Source organism: Neisseria sp. P0008.S010, from assembly GCF_051962715.1.
GTDB classification, from domain to species: Bacteria; Pseudomonadota; Gammaproteobacteria; order Burkholderiales; family Neisseriaceae; genus Neisseria; species Neisseria elongata.
Genome location: NZ_JBQCVA010000011.1, coordinates 24,170 through 43,718, shown reverse-complemented (window position 1 = coordinate 43,718; position 19,549 = coordinate 24,170). Strand labels below are relative to the sequence as shown.

At 52.4% G+C, this 19,549-nt stretch carries 19 protein-coding genes; 5 read left to right on the top strand and 14 right to left on the bottom strand.

Features of this window, described 5'->3' with window-relative positions; translation table 11 throughout:
• Positions 1-23: 23 nt before the first annotated feature.
• The 12 genes from prfH to sdhC all read right to left on the bottom strand — a co-directional run bounded on the left by prfH (position 24) and on the right by sdhC (position 13,464).
• A complete protein-coding gene (prfH, locus tag ACTHSL_RS04710) occupies positions 24-641 on the bottom strand; it encodes a peptide chain release factor H (protein ID WP_440380524.1) in 618 nt (205 codons plus the stop codon).
• Positions 642-644: 3 nt separating this feature from the next.
• On the bottom strand, positions 645-1,331 hold the full coding sequence (locus tag ACTHSL_RS04705; protein ID WP_440380523.1) for a hypothetical protein: 687 nt from the start codon (positions 1,329-1,331) through the stop codon (positions 645-647).
• On the bottom strand, positions 1,328-2,464 hold the full coding sequence (locus ACTHSL_RS04700) for an RNA ligase RtcB family protein (protein ID WP_440380522.1): 1,137 nt from the start codon (positions 2,462-2,464) through the stop codon (positions 1,328-1,330). Before ACTHSL_RS04700 ends, ACTHSL_RS04705 begins: the two co-directional genes overlap by 4 nt.
• Positions 2,465-2,811: 347 nt before the next feature.
• On the bottom strand, positions 2,812-4,245 hold the full coding sequence (gene lpdA / locus ACTHSL_RS04695; protein WP_440380521.1) for a dihydrolipoyl dehydrogenase: 1,434 nt from the start codon (positions 4,243-4,245) through the stop codon (positions 2,812-2,814).
• A 169-nt stretch (positions 4,246-4,414) separates the two neighbouring features.
• Positions 4,415-5,590: a 2-oxoglutarate dehydrogenase complex dihydrolipoyllysine-residue succinyltransferase gene (odhB, locus tag ACTHSL_RS04690; RefSeq protein WP_440380520.1), complete on the bottom strand. Its 1,176-nt coding sequence runs from the start codon at positions 5,588-5,590 to the stop codon at positions 4,415-4,417.
• Positions 5,591-5,653: 63 nt separating this feature from the next.
• Entirely contained in the window at positions 5,654-8,485 is a 2,832-nt protein-coding gene (locus tag ACTHSL_RS04685) for a 2-oxoglutarate dehydrogenase E1 component (RefSeq protein WP_440380519.1), read from the bottom strand.
• A 167-nt stretch (positions 8,486-8,652) separates the two neighbouring features.
• On the bottom strand, positions 8,653-9,936 hold the full coding sequence (gltA, locus tag ACTHSL_RS04680) for a citrate synthase (protein ID WP_107854280.1): 1,284 nt from the start codon (positions 9,934-9,936) through the stop codon (positions 8,653-8,655).
• A gap of 55 nt (positions 9,937-9,991) precedes the next feature.
• Positions 9,992-10,240, bottom strand: coding sequence for an FAD assembly factor SdhE (locus ACTHSL_RS04675; RefSeq protein WP_003775340.1), 249 nt, complete (start codon positions 10,238-10,240; stop codon positions 9,992-9,994).
• Between the two features lie 2 nt (positions 10,241-10,242).
• The gene (locus ACTHSL_RS04670; protein ID WP_003775338.1) at positions 10,243-10,950 is read right to left on the bottom strand and encodes a succinate dehydrogenase iron-sulfur subunit; all 708 of its coding nucleotides are present in this window, start codon (positions 10,948-10,950) and stop codon (positions 10,243-10,245) included.
• Between the two features lie 12 nt (positions 10,951-10,962).
• A complete protein-coding gene (sdhA, locus tag ACTHSL_RS04665; protein ID WP_074898085.1) occupies positions 10,963-12,726 on the bottom strand; it encodes a succinate dehydrogenase flavoprotein subunit in 1,764 nt (587 codons plus the stop codon).
• 16 nt (positions 12,727-12,742) lie between these two features.
• Positions 12,743-13,087 carry a succinate dehydrogenase, hydrophobic membrane anchor protein gene (sdhD, locus tag ACTHSL_RS04660; RefSeq protein WP_003775334.1) on the bottom strand — a complete coding sequence of 115 codons (345 nt, stop codon included), beginning with the start codon at positions 13,085-13,087 and terminating at the stop codon, positions 12,743-12,745.
• Positions 13,081-13,464: a succinate dehydrogenase, cytochrome b556 subunit gene (sdhC, locus tag ACTHSL_RS04655; RefSeq protein WP_003775332.1), complete on the bottom strand. Its 384-nt coding sequence runs from the start codon at positions 13,462-13,464 to the stop codon at positions 13,081-13,083. Before sdhC ends, sdhD begins: the two co-directional genes overlap by 7 nt.
• Positions 13,465-14,082: 618 nt before the next feature.
• Between sdhC and ACTHSL_RS04650 the strand changes: the two genes are divergently transcribed.
• From ACTHSL_RS04650 to ACTHSL_RS04640, 3 genes are all read left to right on the top strand, one after another.
• Positions 14,083-15,060 (top strand): malate dehydrogenase, encoded by a 978-nt coding sequence (locus tag ACTHSL_RS04650; RefSeq protein ID WP_440380518.1) that lies wholly within the window; start codon positions 14,083-14,085, stop codon positions 15,058-15,060.
• Positions 15,061-15,187: 127 nt separating this feature from the next.
• Positions 15,188-15,388 carry a hypothetical protein gene (locus ACTHSL_RS04645; protein ID WP_440380517.1) on the top strand — a complete coding sequence of 67 codons (201 nt, stop codon included), beginning with the start codon at positions 15,188-15,190 and terminating at the stop codon, positions 15,386-15,388.
• A gap of 23 nt (positions 15,389-15,411) precedes the next feature.
• On the top strand, positions 15,412-15,852 hold the full coding sequence (locus ACTHSL_RS04640; protein WP_440380516.1) for a DUF4124 domain-containing protein: 441 nt from the start codon (positions 15,412-15,414) through the stop codon (positions 15,850-15,852).
• 78 nt (positions 15,853-15,930) lie between these two features.
• Here the strand turns inward: ACTHSL_RS04640 and ACTHSL_RS04635 are convergent, their stop codons facing one another.
• Entirely contained in the window at positions 15,931-16,317 is a 387-nt protein-coding gene (locus ACTHSL_RS04635; RefSeq protein WP_049249173.1) for an MAPEG family protein, read from the bottom strand.
• A gap of 117 nt (positions 16,318-16,434) precedes the next feature.
• Here ACTHSL_RS04635 and ACTHSL_RS04630 point away from each other — a divergent pair, with 117 nt between their 5' ends.
• Positions 16,435-17,406, top strand: coding sequence for a phosphatidate cytidylyltransferase (locus ACTHSL_RS04630; protein WP_440380515.1), 972 nt, complete (start codon positions 16,435-16,437; stop codon positions 17,404-17,406).
• Between the two features lie 145 nt (positions 17,407-17,551).
• Positions 17,552-18,868 carry a sulfate adenylyltransferase subunit 1 gene (locus tag ACTHSL_RS04625; RefSeq protein WP_440380514.1) on the top strand — a complete coding sequence of 439 codons (1,317 nt, stop codon included), beginning with the start codon at positions 17,552-17,554 and terminating at the stop codon, positions 18,866-18,868.
• Positions 18,869-18,978: 110 nt separating this feature from the next.
• Here ACTHSL_RS04625 and ACTHSL_RS04620 read toward each other — a convergent pair whose 3' ends face one another.
• Positions 18,979-19,497 carry a hypothetical protein gene (locus ACTHSL_RS04620; protein ID WP_049249170.1) on the bottom strand — a complete coding sequence of 173 codons (519 nt, stop codon included), beginning with the start codon at positions 19,495-19,497 and terminating at the stop codon, positions 18,979-18,981.
• Positions 19,498-19,549: the final 52 nt, after the last annotated feature.

Below are 19,549 nucleotides of genomic sequence, written 5' to 3'. Positions count from 1 at the left end.
CCTTTAACGTGCCGGCGGCATAATCAGGCGTGCCGTTCGCGGAAGCCCGGCCCTTCGAATACCCGTTTCGGATTACCGCGCTCTACCTGATACAAACCGCTGTGCTGCTGTTTGGCATAATCGGCATTTTGTGCGGTTTGATGTTCGGCCAGTTTGTGTGCCAGGAGTTCCAACGCGCGTTTTTTGTTGGCATGCTGGCTGCGTTCGCTTTCCACCCGCACGGAAATACCGCTGGCTTTGTGTGTGGCACGGACGGCCGACTCGGTTTTATTGACGTGCTGCCCGCCTTTGCCACCCGAGCGGCAGGTTTGAAACTCAATTTCGCTTTCAGACGGCATTTCGGGTTTTTCCGGTAGGCGGAATATGCCGATATACCAGTTTTTACGCGGATGTTTCGGACGGACGGGGCTGGCGCACACCCATTGCAGCGTGCCCTGCCAGCTTTGCGCCAACGTGTCGGCAGCCGCTCCCTCCAGCATCAGGACGGCCGACAGGATGCCGTGTTTGTCGGCCGTTTCGCCGGCAATCTCTGCCTTCACATTCCGCGCTTCGGCTTCGGCCAGCAGTTTTTTCAGGACGAAGCGGGCGAAGATGCGGCATTCGGCAGGCCCTTGGGCGGTGGAAATTTGCAGATAAATCATGTTTTATTTCCTTTTCATCTTCGGGCGGAAGGAATATTTTTCGTCGAATCCCTTGTTGCCGATTTTGGCCTTATCGGGCACGCTCGGGCTGGTTTCGGCCTCGCTTTTGAGTTGCGACAGGTATTCACAAATGTTCTGCCACACGATATCGGGATCGATGTAGATACCGAGTGCGGAAAGTTGCGGGTTGGCGTAATACGCAAATATCCCTTCCCGCCGGATGCACAATTCAGTGTCACACACCAGCAGCAGCGGTACGGCGTGTAGGGACGGCATATTTTCACCGACCTGCCGCTGGAACATGGTTTCGGCCTGGAATTTCTCGTCCGCGCTCAAGAAGTAGTCTGCATATTTCGGCAGATAATATTCGCTGCCGTCATTGAAACGGATTTTCGGGCAAACATCACGGCTGAAATGCGGCTGCGTGCGGCGGAAAACTTCGGCCACGTCAAACGAGGTATAAACACGCGCGCCCGTGTTGAACAGGTACACGCGCAATCTGCCCACATACAGCACTGATACGGCCGCGCACGCGCCGTATTCTTCTTCCCACTCGGCCGGCGGTTTGGGCAGGCTGTGCAGGATTTCGGCATCGGACGGATGGCGGCGGTCGAACACCAATACGGGATCGATGCCGTATTTGGCTACTTTGTGGTCGTAAAAATCTTTAAATTTGCTGATGATTTTCATGCCGCATCTCCGCAGTTGCCGCCGGTTTTATAAGTCAAGACGGGTTTCAGCCGAGCCACGGGTTCGATGAGGCCGGCATTCGCCATGGCGGCAATCACGCCGTCTATGCTTTTATATGCCTGCGGGGCTTCTTCAAAAATCAAAGCTTTGTCTTCGCACACCACGACGCTGCCGAAGGCGGTACGGCGCAGGCTGTCGGCAGAATATTTGTGCGACAGGCGGCCTTTGCATTCGCCGCGCTGCCATTTCCGCCCTGCGCCGTGTGCCAATGAGTTGAGGGAATGGGTGCAGTCGGCGGCGGGTTTGACCAGGTAGCTGTAATCGCCGCGCGAACCGGGTATCACGACCATGCCGCAGTCGGAAGGGGTTGCGCCTTTGCGGTGCAGCCAGCCGGTTTGGCCGCCGATTTCGGCCTGTTGCAGGAAGTTGTGGTGTATATCGAGCAGACACTCTCCGCCGCCGTGCCACTGCGCCAGCATTCTTTCGGCAATTAGTATGCGGTTGGCGCGGGCAAAGTCGAGGGCGGATTGGTGTTCCGCCAGATAATCTGCCGCATCGGTGCTGCTTTCGGCCAAGCCGTTATGGCCGAACCGTTCGACATGGCGGCGCAGTATTTCCTGCCCCAGGCCGCGCGAACCGCTGTGTACCAGCAGTTGCAGGCGGTCGGTTTGGAAACCTGCGGGCAGCAGGCCGGTGTGGTAGACGGCATCAACTGTTTGCAGTTCGGCAAAGTGGTTGCCGCCGCCGATGGTGCCTAAGGCCGTCTGAAAAGGATGGTTCGGCAGGATTTCGTTTATCCGTGCCTGCCAGTCTGCGTCCAGCGGTGTATCTATGCTGCCGAGCTGCCTGGCCAGTTTGGCGGGTTTGGCTTTGGCGGCAGGAAGGTCGGTCTGCCACAGGGCCATGCCGCAGCCGATGTCGTTGCCGATGAGCGCGGGATAAAAACGGCCGACGCTGAAAAATGCCGCCCCCACGGGATAGCCGCGTCCGGGATGCAGGTCGGGCATTCCGGCCACACGCAGCATCTGCGGCAGTTTGGCGGTGGTTTCGAGTTGTTGGACGGCTCGCCCCTCTATCCATGTGTCGGAATCGGCGATGATGGTAATGTTGTTGTTTGAAATGGGATTGCCCATGTTGTGCTACTTTCTTGCGGGCGCACAAAACGTCGCCTGTTTTTTCAGACGGCCGCTGTTGCGCGGAATGATGGAAAGCAGCCCGATGCGGGCGGAAGGGATGCGGCTGATTTGCCGCAATAGAAAAGGTGTATGCCTAAACGACCGGGCTGCAAAGTTTGATTGAGCAGGTGATGGTTTGGGTCATGATGTGCTCCTTTCTTTGCAGTGGGTGGATGAAAGCAGCGGATTATAGGTTTGGGAGACCTTATTGGCAAGCATACGGCGTTTTACACGCCATTAACTGTGGCAAAAGGCAAACAGGCCGTCTGAAAGCCTTTCAGACGGCCTGCTGCTTTCAGACGGCCTTAACCGTGCAATGCACGTTTGTCGGCAGCCAATGCGGCTTCATGCACCACTTCGGACAAGGTCGGATGGGCATGGATGATGCGGGCGATGTCTTCGCTGCTGGCGGAGAATTCGAGGGAAGTTACGCCTTCGGCAATCAGTTCGCTCACCATCGGGCCGACCATGTGCACACCCAAGATGCGGTCGGTTTTGGCATCGGCCAGCACTTTAACCGTGCCTTTGGCTTTGCCCAATCCCAGGGCGCGGCCGTTTGCGCCGAAGCCGGAAGTACCTTTTTTGTATTCCACGCCTTCGGCTTTGAGCTGTTCTTCGGTTTTGCCGACCCAGGCGATTTCGGGATCGGTGTAAATCACGAACGGTACGTTGTTGAAGTCGATATGCGGTTTCTGACCGGCGATGCGCTCAGCAACCGCCACGCCTTCGTCGCTGGCTTTGTGCGCCAGCATCGGGCCGCGAACCACGTCGCCGATTGCCCAGACATTAGGCAGGTTGGTGCGGCATTCGCCGTCCACTTTGACAAAGCCGCGCTCGTCTTTTTCCAAGCCGACGGCTTCGGCATTCAGGCCTTCGGTGTTCGGGATACGACCGATGGAAACGATGAGTTTGTCGAATACTTCGGTTTTGGCTTCGCCTGCAGCGGTTTGGTAGGCAACGGACACGCCTTTGCCTTCAGACTTGATGTCGCCGATTTTCACGCCCAGTTCGATGTTCAAACCCTGCTCTTTGGTGAAGTATTTGAAGGCTTCTTTGGCGATTTGCTGGTCGGCGGCGGCAAGGAAGGTCGGCATGGCTTCGAGGATGGTTACTTGCGAACCGACGCGGTTCCATACGGAACCCATTTCCAAACCGATCACGCCCGAACCGATGATACCCAGTTTGGCGGGCACTTCGGTCAGGTTCAATGCGCCTTCGTTGTCCAATACGTTTACATTGTCGATGGCAATCTGCGGCAGCGGACGCGGCACGGAACCGGTCGCTACGATGACGTGTTTGGCTTCGATAACGGTTTTTTCGCCTTTGTTATCGACTTCGATTTGGTAGGCATCGCCGTTTTTGCCTTTGAACGAACCTTTGCCGTGCAGGCTGGCCACTTTGTTTTTTTGAAATAAGAAGGCAATGCCGCCGGTGAGTTTGGTAACGATGGCGTCTTTGCGCGCAATCATTTTCGCTGCGTCGAATTTGATGTCGCCGACGCTGATGCCGTGTTCGGCAAAATCATGCTGCGCGGCATGGAAATGTTCGCTGGATTGCAACAGGGCTTTGGAAGGAATGCAGCCGACGTTCAGGCAGGTACCGCCCAGCGCGGGCGCATCGCCTGCTTTGTTGACGCCTGCATCGACACAGGCGGTTTTAAAACCCAGTTGGGCGGCGCGGATGGCGGCAACATATCCACCCGGGCCTGCGCCGATTACGGCGACATCGTATTGAGACATTGTTCTATATCCTTTAAAAATATTGTTATTTGCGTTGAAACATGGTTTTCAGACGGCCTCTTTCAGGTTGAGGCCGTCTGAAAGGCGATATATGCCTTATATGCCCTGCATGGCTTGGGCGGTAAATTTCAGACGGCCTGTCTGTAACAACAGGCCGTCTGAAAAACGCTTACAAATCGAGCAACAGGCGTGCAGGGTCTTCCAACAGGTCTTTGATGGTTACCAAAGTCAGCACGGCTTCGCGGCCGTCGATGATGCGGTGGTCGTAAGAGAGTGCCAAATACATCATCGGGCGGACAACGACTTGGCCGTTTTCTACCACAGCGCGCTCTTTGGTCGCATGCATACCCAAAATGGCAGATTGCGGCGGGTTGATGATCGGGGTAGACATCATGGAGCCGAAAGTGCCGCCGTTGGTGATGCTGAAGGTGCCGCCGGTCAGGTCTTCGATGGCAATTTTGCCGTCTTTGGCTTTTTTCGCGTAATCGACGATGGCTTGTTCGATGTCGGCAATGCTCATTTGGTCGGCATCGCGCAAAATCGGCACAACCAGGCCGCGCGGGCTGCCGATGGCGATACCGATGTCGAAGTAACCGTGATACACGATGTCTTTGCCGTCAACAGAGGCATTGACCACCGGATATTTTTTCAGCGCGGCTACGGCTGCTTTGACGAAGAAAGACATGAAGCCCAGTTTGACACCGTGTTCTTTCTCGAATTTTTCTTTGTATTTCGCACGCAAGTCCATGATCGGTTTCATGTTGACTTCGTTGAAGGTGGTCAGGATAGCGTTTTCCTGTTGAGAAGCCAACAGGCGTTCGGCCACGCGTGCACGCAGACGGCTCATCGGCACGCGTTCTTCAGGACGTGCGCCCACAGGAATCGGAGCGGCGGCTTTCGGAGCGGCAGAAGCGTTTTGCACGTCTTCTTTCAATACGCGGCCGTCACGGCCCGAGCCTTGGATGCTGCCGACATCCACGCCTTTTTCAGCAGCCAGTTTGGCAGCGGCAGGCATGGCGACACCGGCCTGTGCATTGGAGGCGGCTGCAGGTGCGGCTGCTTCGGCGGCAGGCGCGGCTTGGGCGGGAGCTGCAGAAACGGCTGCAGCTTCGGTATCGATTTTGGCCAAAACCTGTTGCGAGGTAACGGTATCTCCTTCGTTCACGATGATTTCAACCAATACGCCGGCTTGCGGGGCGGGTACTTCCAATACGACTTTGTCTGTTTCGATATCGACTAAAATTTCGTCGCGGGCAACGGCTTCGCCGATTTTTTTATGCCAGGCAAGCAGGGTGCCTTCTGTAATACTTTCGGCGAATACGGGAACATTTACTTCTACTATCATTTTTTACTCCTAGGTGTGGTTGTATGCAGCCCGGAAATCATCCGAGCCGCGCCTGTACGGCAGTTACTTGAATGTGAAGGCATCTTCCACCAGCTGTTTCAGCTGTGCGGCATGTTTGCTGCCGTAGCCTACGGCAGGAGATGCGCTGGCGGGACGGCCTGCATAAATGAGTTTCTGGCCTTCTTTCGCCAAAGCTTCCAAGCGGTGGCGTGTCTGATACCACGCGCCTTGGTTTTTCGGCTCTTCCTGAGCCCACATGATTTCGGTCGCATTCGGATATTTGGCCAATTCTGCTTCCGCTTCGGCATATGGGAAAGGATAAAGCTGTTCGGCACGCACAATGGCCACTTCTTCTTCCAGACCGCGTTCGGCACGTCCAGCAGTCAAATCGTAATAAACCTGACCTGCGCAAAGGATAACGCGTTTTACTTTGCCGTTGTCGGCACGTTGCACGGTATCGCCGATAACGGGGCGGAAGGTCGTGCCTTCCAGGAAGTTTTCCAGCGGGCTGGTTGCATCTTTAAAGCGCAACAGGCGTTTGGACATGAAGATGATCAGCGGGCGGCGCATTGTCCGTAGAACCTGACGGCGCAGGATATGGAACATCTGCGAGGCTTCAGACGGCATGATGACCTGCATATTGTGTTCGGCACACAGTTGCAGCCAACGCTCCAAACGTCCGGACGAGTGTTCCGGACCCTGCCCGTCATAGCCGTGCGGCAGGATGACTGTCAGACCGCACAAACGACCCCATTTGGTTTCACCGGAAGAGATGAATTGGTCAATCGCCACTTGCGCGCCGTTGGCAAAATCGCCGAATTGCGCTTCCCAAATGGTCAGCATATCCGGAGCAGAGCAGGCATGGCCGTATTCATAAGCCAGCACGGCCTCTTCATTCAGAATGGAGTCGATAACGGTAAACGGTGCCTGGCTGTCGCTGATGTGCTGCAGCGGGATATAAATGCCGGCATCCCATTTTTCGCGGTTTTGGTCATGCAGTACAGCCTGACGATGTGAGAAAGTACCACGACCGGAATCTTCGCCGGAAATACGTACGCCGGTGCCTTTTGTTACCATGCTGGCATAAGCGATGGTCTCCGCCATGCCCCAGTCGATATTCTGTTCGCCGGCCGCCATTGCTTTGCGGTTCTCCACCAGCCGTTTGGAGGTGTTGTGCAAGCCGAACCCTTCGGGAACATAGGTAAATTTATCGGCCAAGCGTTTGATGTCTTCGGCAGATAAGCCGCTTTGCACAGCTTCACGCCAGTCTTTGCCCTGATATTTTGTCCAATCAACGCTGTGTTTGCTGGTGTAATCCGACAGACGTGTCTGCTCGACGTGTTCACCGCGATCCAAGGCATCGCGGTAAGCTTGGACATACGAATCGGTTTGTTCTTGGCTGACAACACCTTCTTGAACCAATTTTTCCGCATACAGTGCGCGTGTGCCCGGATGTTTGGCCACGGCTTTGTACATCATCGGCTGGGTCAATGTCGGGTCATCGCTCTCGTTGTGCCCGTTTTTGCGGTAGCACACCACATCGACCACAACATCTTTATGGAATGTTTTGCGGTAGTCCATTGCCGCCTGCATGACCATGCAAACTGCCTCGGGATCGTCGCCATTCACATGGAAAATCGGCGCATCGACCATTTTGGCAATGTCTGTACAATAAACGGTTGAACGGGTATCGCGCGTATCGGAAGTGGTAAAGCCGATTTGGTTGTTCACTACGACGTGCACAGTTCCGCCCGTAGTGTAGCCACGGGTTAGCGACATATTGAATACCGCCTGGTTTACACCCAAGCCAATGAAGGCCGAATCGCCGTGAATCAACACCGGCAAGACCTGCTTCTGACCATCTTCACCGCGGCGCGTTTGTTTGGCACGGCTTGAACCTTCAACCACGGGATTGACGATTTCCAAGTGTGAGGGATTAAATGCCAAGGTAACATGTATTGGGCCTGTTGGCGTGGAAATATCGGAGCTGAAGCCGGTATGGTATTTCACGTCGCCGCTCGGCAGTTTGATTTCAGCACGGCCTTCAAATTCGGCGAACAAATCGCTCGGTTTTTTACCCAAGGTATTGACCAACACATTCAGACGGCCTCGGTGCGCCATACCGACAATCACCTCTTCCACGCCGTCTTTACCGGCATTTTGTACCAGATAGTTCAATGCCAGAATTGAACTTTCTCCACCTTCCACGCCGAAACGTTTTTGGCCGACATATTTGTTTTGCAGATAACGTTCCAATGTCTCCGCAGCTGTCAGCTGTTTCAAAATATAGAGTTTTTGTTCGGAATCATATTTCGGCGTAGAGGAAACGCTCTCGAAATAATCACGAATCCAGCGGCGCTCGGTGCGGTTGGTTATATGCATGTATTCAATACCAACCGAACCGCAATAAGTCTGCTTCAATTTACTCAGGATTTCCGACAAAGTCAGCTTCTCGTACTGCCCGCCGAAATCTCCCGGGCCTACATTGAATTTAACCGCCATATCCTCATCAGAAAGGCCGTGGAATTTAGGATCCAAACCTTCGATATGGATAGGCGGTTTACGTTTCAAGGGGTCCAGCTGCGCCGCACCGACACCCTGAATGCGGTAAGCGGAAATCAGGCGCAAAACACCCACTTGTTTTTTCAGCATATTTTCGTCAACAGTACCCACTGCAATCGGACGGGATTTTGCCAATTTGACAAAAGATTCCTGAATGGGGCGGTGAGCCACATCACGTTCGGCAAAGCCTGGCTGAGCAGCCAGTTCGGAAAAATATTGCCTCCAATATTCTTCCACCGAATCGGGATTGTTCAGAAATTCTTCATACAACTCCTCAATATATGGAGCGTTTGAACCGAAAAGATAAGAGAAGTTTTGTTTTTCATCCATCATGGCATGGCCTTTTCTGCTTGAGAAAATTTAATTTGGGAAACTGAATTTACCACGTTAAAACACATTACTCGCATAACGGTAATATTTTACTCGTTATACCTTTCTATGACTACCACACGGCAAAAAAGAAAGCAGGATGACTCCCGCTTTCCTTGTTTTATATCAGATTACCGCTTTTCCACCGGGGTATAGTCTCGACGCGGCGCACCGGTATACAGCTGGCGCGGACGGCCGATTTTCTGATTCGGATCAGAAATCATCTCATGCCAGTGGGAAATCCAACCTACTGTGCGCGCCAAAGCGAAGATAACGGTAAACATGGAAACCGGGATACCCAATGCGGACAATACGATGCCTGAATAGAAGTCAACATTCGGATACAGTTTTTTCTCAATGAAATATGGATCGTTCAATGCGATTTTTTCCAATTCCATCGCCAGCTTGAATTTCGGATCGTTTTCCAAACCCAATTCGCGCAATACTTCGTCGCATGTTTTCTTCATGATGGCGGCACGCGGATCCATGTTTTTGTACACACGGTGTCCGAAACCCATCAGGCGGTATTTCTTGGCTTTCACCCCCTCCATGAATTCGGCAACTTTGGATACATCTCCGATTTCGTCCAACATATTTAACACAGCTTCGTTCGCACCACCGTGAGAAGGACCCCACAGGCTGGCGATACCGGCTGCAATACAGGCAAAAGGATTCGCTCCAGAAGAACCTGCCAAACGGACAGTAGAAGTAGAAGCGTTTTGCTCATGGTCGGCGTGCAAGATAAAGATTCTGTCCAATGCGCGAACCAATACCGGATTTGGCTTGTATTCTTCACATGGTGTTGCAAACATCATGTGCATAAAGTTTGCCGTGTAAGAGAGGTCGTTCTTCGGATAATTGAACGGCAGGCCGTTGGAGTAGCGGTAACACATCGCCGCAATAGTCGGGATTTTGGAAATCAGGCGGTAAATGGCGACTTTGCGGTGTTCGGGATCGGCAATTTCCAAGCTGTCTTGATAGAAGGCAGACAAAGCACCAACCACGCCAACCATCATTGCCATCGGATGCGCATCGCGGCGGAAGCCGCGGAAGAACCATGTCAACTGTTCATGTACCATAGTGTGGTGCATGACTGTATTAACAAACTTTTCCTTTTGCTCAGCATTAGGCAGTTCGCCATAAATCAAAAGGTAACAGGTCTCCAAATAATCACCTTGTTCGGCAAGCTGCTCAATCGGATACCCACGATAATAGAGATAGCCTTTATCGCCGTCGATAAAGGTTATCTTTGATTCACAACTGGCTGTCGAAACAAAACCCGGATCGAAAGTAAACATTCCGCTGCCTTTGGTGAAGGTGCGAATATCGACCACTTCGTTGCCCAAAGTACCTTTCAATACCGGCAGTTCAAGAGGTTCTTTACCTGCGATTTCTACTTTAATTGACTGAGACATCTCTTACTCCTTTATTCTTCTAAAAGTGGCATTTTCAGACGGCCTTACCTATAGCTCAGCTTCGCCTGATTTTATCCAGCAGCAATGCAAACTGAGGATTGTCTGTTGTTTCTTTCTGATTGACCAGAGCCAAAAACTCCTGATCCGGCAAATCCAAAATTTCAACGAATACCGACAGTTCAGCATTGCTAAGATGCTGGAATTCTTTTTCCATAAACCGCTTGAGCACGATATCGAGCTCAAGCAGTCCACGGCGTGTCAGGAAACGGATGCGCCGTTTCGCTGCATCATCAAAAGTTACCATATCTAGACTGCTCGTTTCAACATGATTTCTTTGATTTTTCCGATTGCACGGGTAGGATTCAAATGTTTCGGACATGCATCAACACAATTCATGATGGTATGACAACGGAACAGACGGTATGGATCATTTAAATTATCCAACCGTTCATTGGTAATCGTGTCGCGGCTATCGGCAATAAAACGGTAAGCATTCAGCAAACCGGAAGGACCGACGAACTTGTCGGGATTCCACCAGAACGACGGACAAGAAGTCGAACAGCAGGCGCACAAAATACATTCGTACAAGCCATCCAATTCTTTACGCTCTTCCTGACTTTGCAAACGTTCTTTACGAGGATCAACCGGAGTGTCGTTTACCACATAAGGCTTGATTGAATGATATTGCTTGAAGAACTGAGTCATATCAACAATCAAGTCACGTATAACCGGAAGACCGGGCAACGGGCGCAACACAATGGGCTGTGCCAAGCTTCGGATATCGACGAGACACGCCAAACCGTTTTTCCCATTGATGTTCATGCCGTCTGAACCACAGATACCTTCCCTACATGAACGGCGGAACGACAAACTGTCGTCTTGCGCTTTTAATTTGATAATCGCATCAAGTAACTTAACATCCGTTGGTTCTATTTCCAACTCGTAATCTTTCATGTATGGCTTGGCATCCACATCGGGATTGTAGCGATACACTTGCAGACGTATTTTTTCCATGTGTGCATTCCTTTAGTAAACGCGCTTGGCCGGTTCGATATAATCGACCGTAAGCGGTTTGGTATGAACCGGTTTGTAATCCAAACGGTTGTCAGCCGAATAAAAGAGGGAGTGTTTCATCCAATTGACATCATCACGATCCGGATGATCGTCCGAAGCATGGGCACCACGGGATTCTTTGCGTGCTTCTGCCGCAATCATGGTCGCTTTGGCAACCTCCATAAGGTTATCCAACTCCAACGCTTCAATACGCGCTGTATTCCACACCATGCTCTTATCGCCGATTTCTGTATTTTTTGCACGTTCATACAGTTTCAGAACTTTATCCACACCTTCTTTCAAAATAGCATCGGTACGGAACACACCTGCATGCAGCTGAACGGTACGCTGCAATTCAGTGCGTAAAGCATCTACTTTTTCGCCGTTAGCCTGGCCGTTCAAACGATCCAAACGCTGTTTTGTAAACATTCCCGCATCTTTCGGCAAAGGTTTCCAGTCAGATTGTTCTTTAACATAAGCAATCATGCTGTCACCGGCTGACTTACCGAATACCACCAAGTCAAGTAACGAGTTGGTACCCAGCCTGTTTGCGCCGTGTACTGAAGCACAAGCACATTCACCTGCGGCGTACAAACCTTTAACAGGGACTTCCGGGTTTCCGTCCTTAGGAACGACAACCTCACCGTGATAGTTGGTTGGAATACCGCCCATCATATAGTGTGTGGTCGGCACAACGGGAATCGGGTCTTTAATCGGATCAATACCGGCAAACTGGATGGAAATCTCGCGGATACCCGGTAGTTTTTCCATAATTTTTTCTGCACCGATGTGATCGATTTTCAACAACACATGGTCTTTATTTTTACCGCAACCGCGACCTTCGTAGATTTCCATTGCCATTGCACGGGAAACCACATCACGCGATGCCAAGTCTTTAACAGTTGGAGCATAACGCTCCATAAAACGTTCGCCATCCGCATTCAACAGGATACCGCCCTCGCCACGTACACCTTCGGTAATCAATACCCCCGCACCTGCCACGCCAGTCGGATGGAATTGCCAGAACTCCATATCTTCCAACGGAATACCTGCACGCGCGCAAATACCCAAGCCGTCGCCGGTATTCATAAAGGCGTTGGTAGAAGAAGCGTAAATACGGCCGGCACCTCCGGTAGCAAACAACACCGCTTTGGCATGGAAAATATAAACATCGCCTGTTTCCATTTCCATCACAGTTACGCCGACTACATCACCATTTTCATCGCGGATCAAATCCAGCGCAGTCCACTCAACAAAAAACTGTGTATTGGCACGAACATTCTGCTGATACAAAGTATGCAACATTGCATGGCCTGTACGGTCGGCAACCGCACAAGCACGTTCTACGGCACGCTTGCCGTGCTCAGCAGTATGACCGCCGAAAGGACGCTGATAAATTTTACCGCTTTCCACGCGGTCGAAAGGCATGCCCATGTGCTCCAATTCAATTACTGCTTCAGGCGCAGCACGGCACATAAATTCAATCGCATCTTGGTCGCCTAGCCAGTCCGAACCTTTCACAGTATCGTACATATGCCAATCCCAACGGTCTTCCTGCACATTACCGAGAGATGCGGAAATACCGCCTTGTGCCGCTACAGTATGCGAACGGGTCGGAAATACCTTTGATAATACGGCGGTATTCAAACCGGCTTTAGAAAGTTGCAATGCCGCACGCAAGCCGGCACCGCCGCCGCCTACAATGACGGCATCAAATTTACGGATAGGGAAGCTCATCAATTCACTCCTATGCTTACCAAATTACTTTGAACGAATAAACTGCGCACATCACCAACCAAACAATAGTGGCGCAGTGCAGTGTCAAACGCAGGCCGAAAGGCTTGACATAGTCCATCCACAAATCGCGGATACCGACCCACGCATGCAGAAGCAAAGCAATAAGCGTAGTTTGCGTGAACACTTTAACCCAAGTTTTACCGAAGAATGCCTGCCATTGCGAATAATCCTCCGCACCCGCCATTCCGAGCAGGAAGAGGAAGAATACAACAGCATAAATAATCATGATAACTGCCGTAATACGCTGTGCCGCCCAGTCTCTCAGGCCATAATGGGCTCCGGCCAATTTGCGGTCTACCATAATGCCACTCCCAATACCAAAGTCAGCGACAAGGAAATAATCAAAACCAATTTAGCCGTCTTACGGCAAGTTTGAAGTTCCAAACCTTGATGCGCATCCAGCAACAAGAAACGGATACCCGCACACAGATGGTGCAGGAAAGCCCACAAAACACCGATCAGTATCAGCTTGACCAACGGATTGTCAGCCACGGCTTTATACGATTCGAAATCTTCGCCGCTGCTTAACGAACCGTTCAACAACATCAACAAAACCGGAATCATGATGAACAGGATAACACCGCTCGCACGGTGCAGAATGGAGACAATCCCGGGAACAGGCAAATGTCGAACCAACACCTGCAAATCCAGGAATACAGGTCGTTTTTTCGTCTGCATTTCAATTCCTCTTTAAATGAACGATATTTTTCAAACTCTCAAAAACCAAGCAACTTGATGATGCAATCCGACTTTTAACAGATGCTACATCAAGTTACGTCAGGCCATAATTTACCCTGTTTGCCGCAAGTTGAATAGCCCTTTCGATATTTTTTTTAATCTGTTTTTACATCTAAATTACAAATAAAAACGGTTTTCAACCATAATAGTTGCCATTTCTTTATTTAACATACAGTTACACTCCAACTTAGTATCACCCAAACAGAATATCCGGGCCACAGAATCAAAAACCTACACCACTCCCCTGCCCCTCTCACTAGAAAAATAAATTTACGCAATAAAATTCAATTTATTACAATTAAATATGTTTTCTTGCATCTCTTTTTCGCCAAACTGAATACTGTCCGGCATATTTGAGACGGAATTTCGTTTTACAGCCCATCCGTAATCAAACTACACAAAACTACAGATTCGCTGTTTTCTTCTTTACACATCTTGATTAAACATTATTCCATCAAGTAAACTCACGTCATGCCCTTCGGTATATAACGCATTTCTGTTTACCGATACGGCCTTTCCTTTCAACCCATTCATCTATGAAAGAGGAGAATTTCCGTTATGAAATCACCCGTTCGTGTTGCCGTAACCGGTGCTGCCGGCCAAATCGGTTATGCCCTGCTGTTCCGTATTGCCAGCGGTGAAATGCTGGGCAAAGACCAACCCGTTATCCTGCAGCTGTTGGATTTGCCTCAGGCTCAAAATGCCGTTAAAGGCGTGATGATGGAACTGCAAGACTGCGCCTTCCCGCTCTTGGCCGATATGTTTACCACCGACGACCCCGAAGTCGCCTTTAAAGATGCGCAAATCGCCATTCTGGTCGGCTCCCGTCCGCGCAGCAAAGGCATGGAACGTGCCGACCTGTTGCAGGCTAATGCCGCCATCTTCACCGTTCAGGGCGCAGCATTGAACAAAGTGGCCGACCGTAACGTCAAAGTGCTGGTTGTGGGCAACCCTGCCAATACCAATGCCTACATCGCCATGAAGTCCGCCCCAGACCTGCCGTCCAAAAACTTTACCGCCATGCTGCGCCTAGACCACAACCGCGCATTGAGCCAAGTGGCCGAAAAAACCGGCAAACCCGTTTCACAAATCGAAAAACTGTGCGTTTGGGGCAACCACTCGCCCACGATGTATGCCGATTACCGCTTCGCCACCATCAATGGTGAAAGCGTGAAAGACATGATTAACGACCAAGACTGGAACGCCAACACCTTCCTGCCTACAGTCGGCAAACGCGGCGCGGCCATTATCGAAGCGCGAGGCCTGTCTTCCGCCGCATCTGCTGCCAATGCCGCCATTGACCACATTCGCGACTGGGTGCTGGGCACCAACGGCAAATGGGTAACCATGGGTATTCCGTCTGACGGCTCTTACGGCATTCCGAAAGACACAATGTTCGGCTTCCCCGTAACCTGCGAAAACGGCGAATACAAACTGGTGGAAGGCTTAGAAATCGACGATTTCAGCCGTGAGCGCATCAACGCCACCTTGAAAGAGTTGGAAGAAGAAAAAGCCGGTATCGCCCACCTGCTGTAATTCGACCAAACTGCAAAAATCCTCCAAACTGCCGGCTTAACCGGCAGTTTTTTCATGCCTGTGGGAAAGCCGGGCCATTCACTATATAATTTACCCGTCCCAAAACCGAAACAGAAACGGCCTCACCATGCCGGCGGAAAAAATCTACTATGCGGTCATCATCCTGCTGTCGGCAGTGTCTGTACTGCTGTCCCCGTTTTTTTATGTCCGCCGCAGCCATAACGGCCTAAAAATCACGCCGCCCCGCAAAAGGCAATGGCTGGCGATTGTTGCCGCCAACCTGATTACCTGTCTGATTTTGCTGCTGGTTTGGTATTTTTGGTTTTAACCGACACAACGAAAGGAAACCGTATGAAACACATTACCTTGGCCGCCCTGCTGTTGGCTGCGATGCTGCCCGCGCAGGCTGCCGTTTACGCCTGCAAAGACGCATCGGGACGCACAACCTACACCCAAGACCCTCGCGGCAAAAACTGCCAAACAAGCGACCTTGGCCGTCCGTCCGTATACTCCTCTGTCAAGCCTTCCTCCGACAGCACCACATACACGCCCCGGCAAACTACTTATGAAGGCTCGTCCCCTTCAGGCGGGCAAACCGTAGCAGGCGGCATCAACAACGAACAAATCGCCGCCGCGCAACAACGCCTGCAAAACGCCAAACAGGCCTTGGAAGAAGGCCGGAAAGTGCGCTACGGCAACGAACGCAACTACGCCAAATATCTGGAACGGATTTCCGGTTTGGAAAACGCGGTCAAACAGGCTGAGACAGAATTGAACAATCTGAGCAAATAACCGTCCCTCCAAATCCGAAACATCACAAAGGCCGTCTGAAAATCCACTTTCAGACGGCCTTCCGCATCTATCCCTGCCTTATACCGCAGCGACAAATAGCGCAATAATGCAGACAAATCCGGCACTCCACATCATCGAGCGCAAGCGCGGTTCGTCGGCAATGTAGCAGAAGATAAACAACAGGCGGAACAAAACAAACAACCCCGCCCAAATATTGATTACCGACTGTGCGGCATTGCCGGTGGCATGGGCGACAATCACGGCGGCGGCAAACGGGGCAAACGCCTCGAAACAATTCTGCTGCGCGGCATCGGCGCGTGCGGCCGCACCTTCCGCCTTTTCCAAAAACGCCCTCGGATTACCGTTATCCCGAGTAAAAACAAACCCCGCGCTTTTCTTCGCATAAAACGCACAACCCAACGGCATCAGCATGGCCGCAAAAATACACCAATAAGCAAAAGTCATCACATTCTCCTTTCAAAATGCTTTGCATACGCCGCATTATATAACGACTGCCTTACTACTGAGGCAAACCCGTACGGCCAAGGTTATAATACCGCGATTCCATTCAGAAAGCCGACCATGCCTCCCGGTATCTCCCTCGCCCTGTCCGCCGCCCGCCTTACCCCCCAGGCAGGTTACATCTTTGCCGCCGTTTTCGCCATCCTGCTCATTGCCTCGCTAATCGGCCAATGGCTGAGACGCAAACACGGCGCGGCCAACGCCACCATCGCCAACCTGAATGCCCGCATTTATGCCTGGTGGCTGATGACGTTTGTCCTGCTGGCCGCTTTCTGGTTCGGCAAAATCGGCGCGGTCATCCTCTTTTTCCTGATTTCCTTTGCCGCCCTGCGCGAATTCATGACCCTGATTTACCGCCGCCGCAGCGATTATTACAGCATGGCGGCCTGCTTCTACATCCTGCTGCCCGGGCAATACTATCTGGTATGGAGCGAATGGTACGGCCTGTTTGCCCTTCTGATTCCGATGTACGCCTTCCTGCTGCTGCCCATCATCGCCAGCATGAACGGGCAAACCGCCCACTTCCTCGAACGTGCCGCCAAAACCCAATGGATGGCCATGGTTTGCATTTTCTGCCTGTCGCACGTCCCCGCCCTGCTGTTTCTGGAAATAGACGGATTCGACAAAGAAAACAACATCCTGCTGCTGATTTTCCTGATAGGCGTCGTACAGACATCCGACGTATTACAATACATCTGGGGCAAACTGATCGGCGGCGCGAAAATCATGCCTTCGTTATCCCCGTCCAAAACCGTTTCCGGCACCGTCGGCGGCATCGCCTCGGCCACAATATTAGCCGTCCTGATGGCGCCGATTACCCCGTTCAACCCGTGGCAGGCCGGCGCGATGGGGCTGATTATCTGCCTGATGGGATTCTTCGGCGGACTCGTCATGTCGGCCATCAAGCGCGACTACGGCGTCAAAGACTGGGGCAACATGATACAAGGCCACGGCGGCATGCTCGACCGCGTCGATTCCGTCTGCTTCGCCGCCCCCGTCTTCTTCCACATCGTGCGTTACTACTGGACCTAAAAACCCGCAGGCCGTCTGAAAACACCCTTTCAGACGGCTTCATATAGCCGATTCGTCTTTACTTACAAGCAAGCATTCTTTCCCTTTTTCAGACGGCCTGATTACATTACCGTCCAACTTCAAGCCGCCTGAAAAAGGAAACCCCATGACCACGCCCGAAACCGCCCCCGTCTTGCGCTTCATCACCGCCGGCAGCGTCGACGACGGAAAATCCACCCTCATCGGCCGCCTGCTCTACGACAGCAAAACCCTGCTGACCGACCAACTCGCCAAACTCGACCAAACGGCGCAAAACGGCCAAACGCCCGACTTCGCCGGCCTGACCGACGGCCTGGCCGCCGAACGCGAACAAGGCATCACCATCGACGTCGCCTACCGCTACTTCGCCACCTCGAAACGCAAATTCATCATCGCCGACACCCCCGGGCACGAACAATACACCCGCAACATGGTTACCGGCGCATCTACCGCCGACGCCGCCATCATCCTGATAGACGCCACCCGCGTCGATTTCAACGGCGAAGAGCCCGCCCTGCTGCCGCAAACCAAACGCCACAGCGCGATACTCAAACTGCTCGGCACCCCGCACATCATCGTCGCCGTCAACAAACTCGACCTGATCGGCTTCGACCATGCCGCCTACGAAAAAATCGTTTCCGCCTATCGAAAACTGGCCGCGCAAATCGGCCTGAACGCCGACATCCGCTTCATCCCCATCAGCGCGCTGGGCGGCGACAACATCGTCAATCCCAGTGCAAACACCCCTTGGTATCAGGGCGAACCGCTGCTGCCCCTGCTCGAAAACCTACCTGCCGCCCAAAGCAAAACCGAACACCAGCCCTCCTGCTTCCCCGTCCAGCGCGTCGCCCGGCAAGACGGCAGCAGCAGCGACGACTTCCGCGGCTATCAGGGCAGGCTTGAAGCAGGCCGTCTGAAAACCGGCGGCGAAGTCAAAATCCTGCCGGCCGGACACACCGCGCGCATCGCCCAAATCCACACCCCGCAAGGCCCGGCAGAAGAAGCGGCCGCAGGGGAAGTATTGACCGTAACGCTGGACCGCGACATCGACATCTCGCGCGGCGACGCCATCGTTGCCGCCGACAGCCCCATACAGCCGGCCAAGCAAATCCAAGCCGCCGTCTGCTGGTTCGACGACACCCCGCTCAACACCGGCCGCCGCTACCTGCTCAAACACACCACCCGCACCACCGCCGCCAAAATCAAAAGCATCAGCTATGTGTGGGACGTACACACCCTGAGCCGAGTAACCGCTGCCGACACCTTGAAAACAAACGACATAGGCCGTCTGAACATCGCCCTGCAGCAACCGCTCAATGCCGTGCCGTATACCGAAAACCCCGCATTGGGCGCATTCATCCTGATAGACGAAGCCACCAACCACACCGTGGCCGCAGGCATGATAGGCCGCGAACACGGCGAATCCGACAGCTTCGAAATCTGATTTACGCCGCCACGCAAACTTAAAGGCCGTCTGAAAACGTGCTTTCGCTGTTTCAGACGGCCTCTTCTATGTCTTTCGGCACAACGGCATTCTAACCGATACGCAACTGCCTATTTTTTCCGATCCACCAATGCGCAAACGGCTTTGGCAAGCGGCAAATCCCTATTCAGTTCGTCCGACTCAACCAATGCTTCTTGGGAATACTCTTCCCGAGGGTAAGGCCCGTCCACGCTTAAAACCCGGTTATTGGCATCAAACGTTACCGTAGTCGCCGCAGCGGCTTCTTCAAACCGGTATTTACCGCAATGCACAACTGTCAGGAAACGTGCATAACTTGCCTTTTTATGACGCATGCCCGAAGTATCTTTGCGACCGTATTTGATTTCTCCGACAATAGTGTAAATATGCTTCGCCTTATCATCCAAACGCAAAGTGTCGGGATAAATACTATTTTTATCCCCGTCTGCGGCAAAAAGCGGATGCGGGTCAATCGCCTGCGCTTTACCTAAACTGCCGCCGTCCCGCAACATGGCGACGACCGGGTCGTTTTGCCAAGCCGCACCGCCTTTGGCAAATACGGGCGACACGGCCAACATGGCGCACAGGCAGCAAACTTTTTTCAAATCCATCTGTCGTTCCTTAACAAAAAATCTTTACGTCAGCCCGATTACAGTCAAATAA

Coding starts and splice junctions, on each gene's coding strand:
- prfH (WP_440380524.1), bottom strand. CDS start 641: ATGATTTATCTGCAAATTTCCACCGCCCAAGGGCCTGCCGAATGCCGC.
- ACTHSL_RS04705 (WP_440380523.1), bottom strand. CDS start 1,331: ATGAAAATCATCAGCAAATTTAAAGATTTTTACGACCACAAAGTAGCC.
- ACTHSL_RS04700 (WP_440380522.1), bottom strand. CDS start 2,464: ATGGGCAATCCCATTTCAAACAACAACATTACCATCATCGCCGATTCC.
- lpdA (WP_440380521.1), bottom strand. CDS start 4,245: ATGTCTCAATACGATGTCGCCGTAATCGGCGCAGGCCCGGGTGGATAT.
- odhB (WP_440380520.1), bottom strand. CDS start 5,590: ATGATAGTAGAAGTAAATGTTCCCGTATTCGCCGAAAGTATTACAGAA.
- ACTHSL_RS04685 (WP_440380519.1), bottom strand. CDS start 8,485: ATGATGGATGAAAAACAAAACTTCTCTTATCTTTTCGGTTCAAACGCT.
- gltA (WP_107854280.1), bottom strand. CDS start 9,936: ATGTCTCAGTCAATTAAAGTAGAAATCGCAGGTAAAGAACCTCTTGAA.
- ACTHSL_RS04675 (WP_003775340.1), bottom strand. CDS start 10,240: ATGGTAACTTTTGATGATGCAGCGAAACGGCGCATCCGTTTCCTGACA.
- ACTHSL_RS04670 (WP_003775338.1), bottom strand. CDS start 10,950: ATGGAAAAAATACGTCTGCAAGTGTATCGCTACAATCCCGATGTGGAT.
- sdhA (WP_074898085.1), bottom strand. CDS start 12,726: ATGAGCTTCCCTATCCGTAAATTTGATGCCGTCATTGTAGGCGGCGGC.
- sdhD (WP_003775334.1), bottom strand. CDS start 13,087: ATGGTAGACCGCAAATTGGCCGGAGCCCATTATGGCCTGAGAGACTGG.
- sdhC (WP_003775332.1), bottom strand. CDS start 13,464: ATGCAGACGAAAAAACGACCTGTATTCCTGGATTTGCAGGTGTTGGTT.
- ACTHSL_RS04650 (WP_440380518.1), top strand. CDS start 14,083: ATGAAATCACCCGTTCGTGTTGCCGTAACCGGTGCTGCCGGCCAAATC.
- ACTHSL_RS04645 (WP_440380517.1), top strand. CDS start 15,188: ATGCCGGCGGAAAAAATCTACTATGCGGTCATCATCCTGCTGTCGGCA.
- ACTHSL_RS04640 (WP_440380516.1), top strand. CDS start 15,412: ATGAAACACATTACCTTGGCCGCCCTGCTGTTGGCTGCGATGCTGCCC.
- ACTHSL_RS04635 (WP_049249173.1), bottom strand. CDS start 16,317: ATGACTTTTGCTTATTGGTGTATTTTTGCGGCCATGCTGATGCCGTTG.
- ACTHSL_RS04630 (WP_440380515.1), top strand. CDS start 16,435: ATGCCTCCCGGTATCTCCCTCGCCCTGTCCGCCGCCCGCCTTACCCCC.
- ACTHSL_RS04625 (WP_440380514.1), top strand. CDS start 17,552: ATGACCACGCCCGAAACCGCCCCCGTCTTGCGCTTCATCACCGCCGGC.
- ACTHSL_RS04620 (WP_049249170.1), bottom strand. CDS start 19,497: ATGGATTTGAAAAAAGTTTGCTGCCTGTGCGCCATGTTGGCCGTGTCG.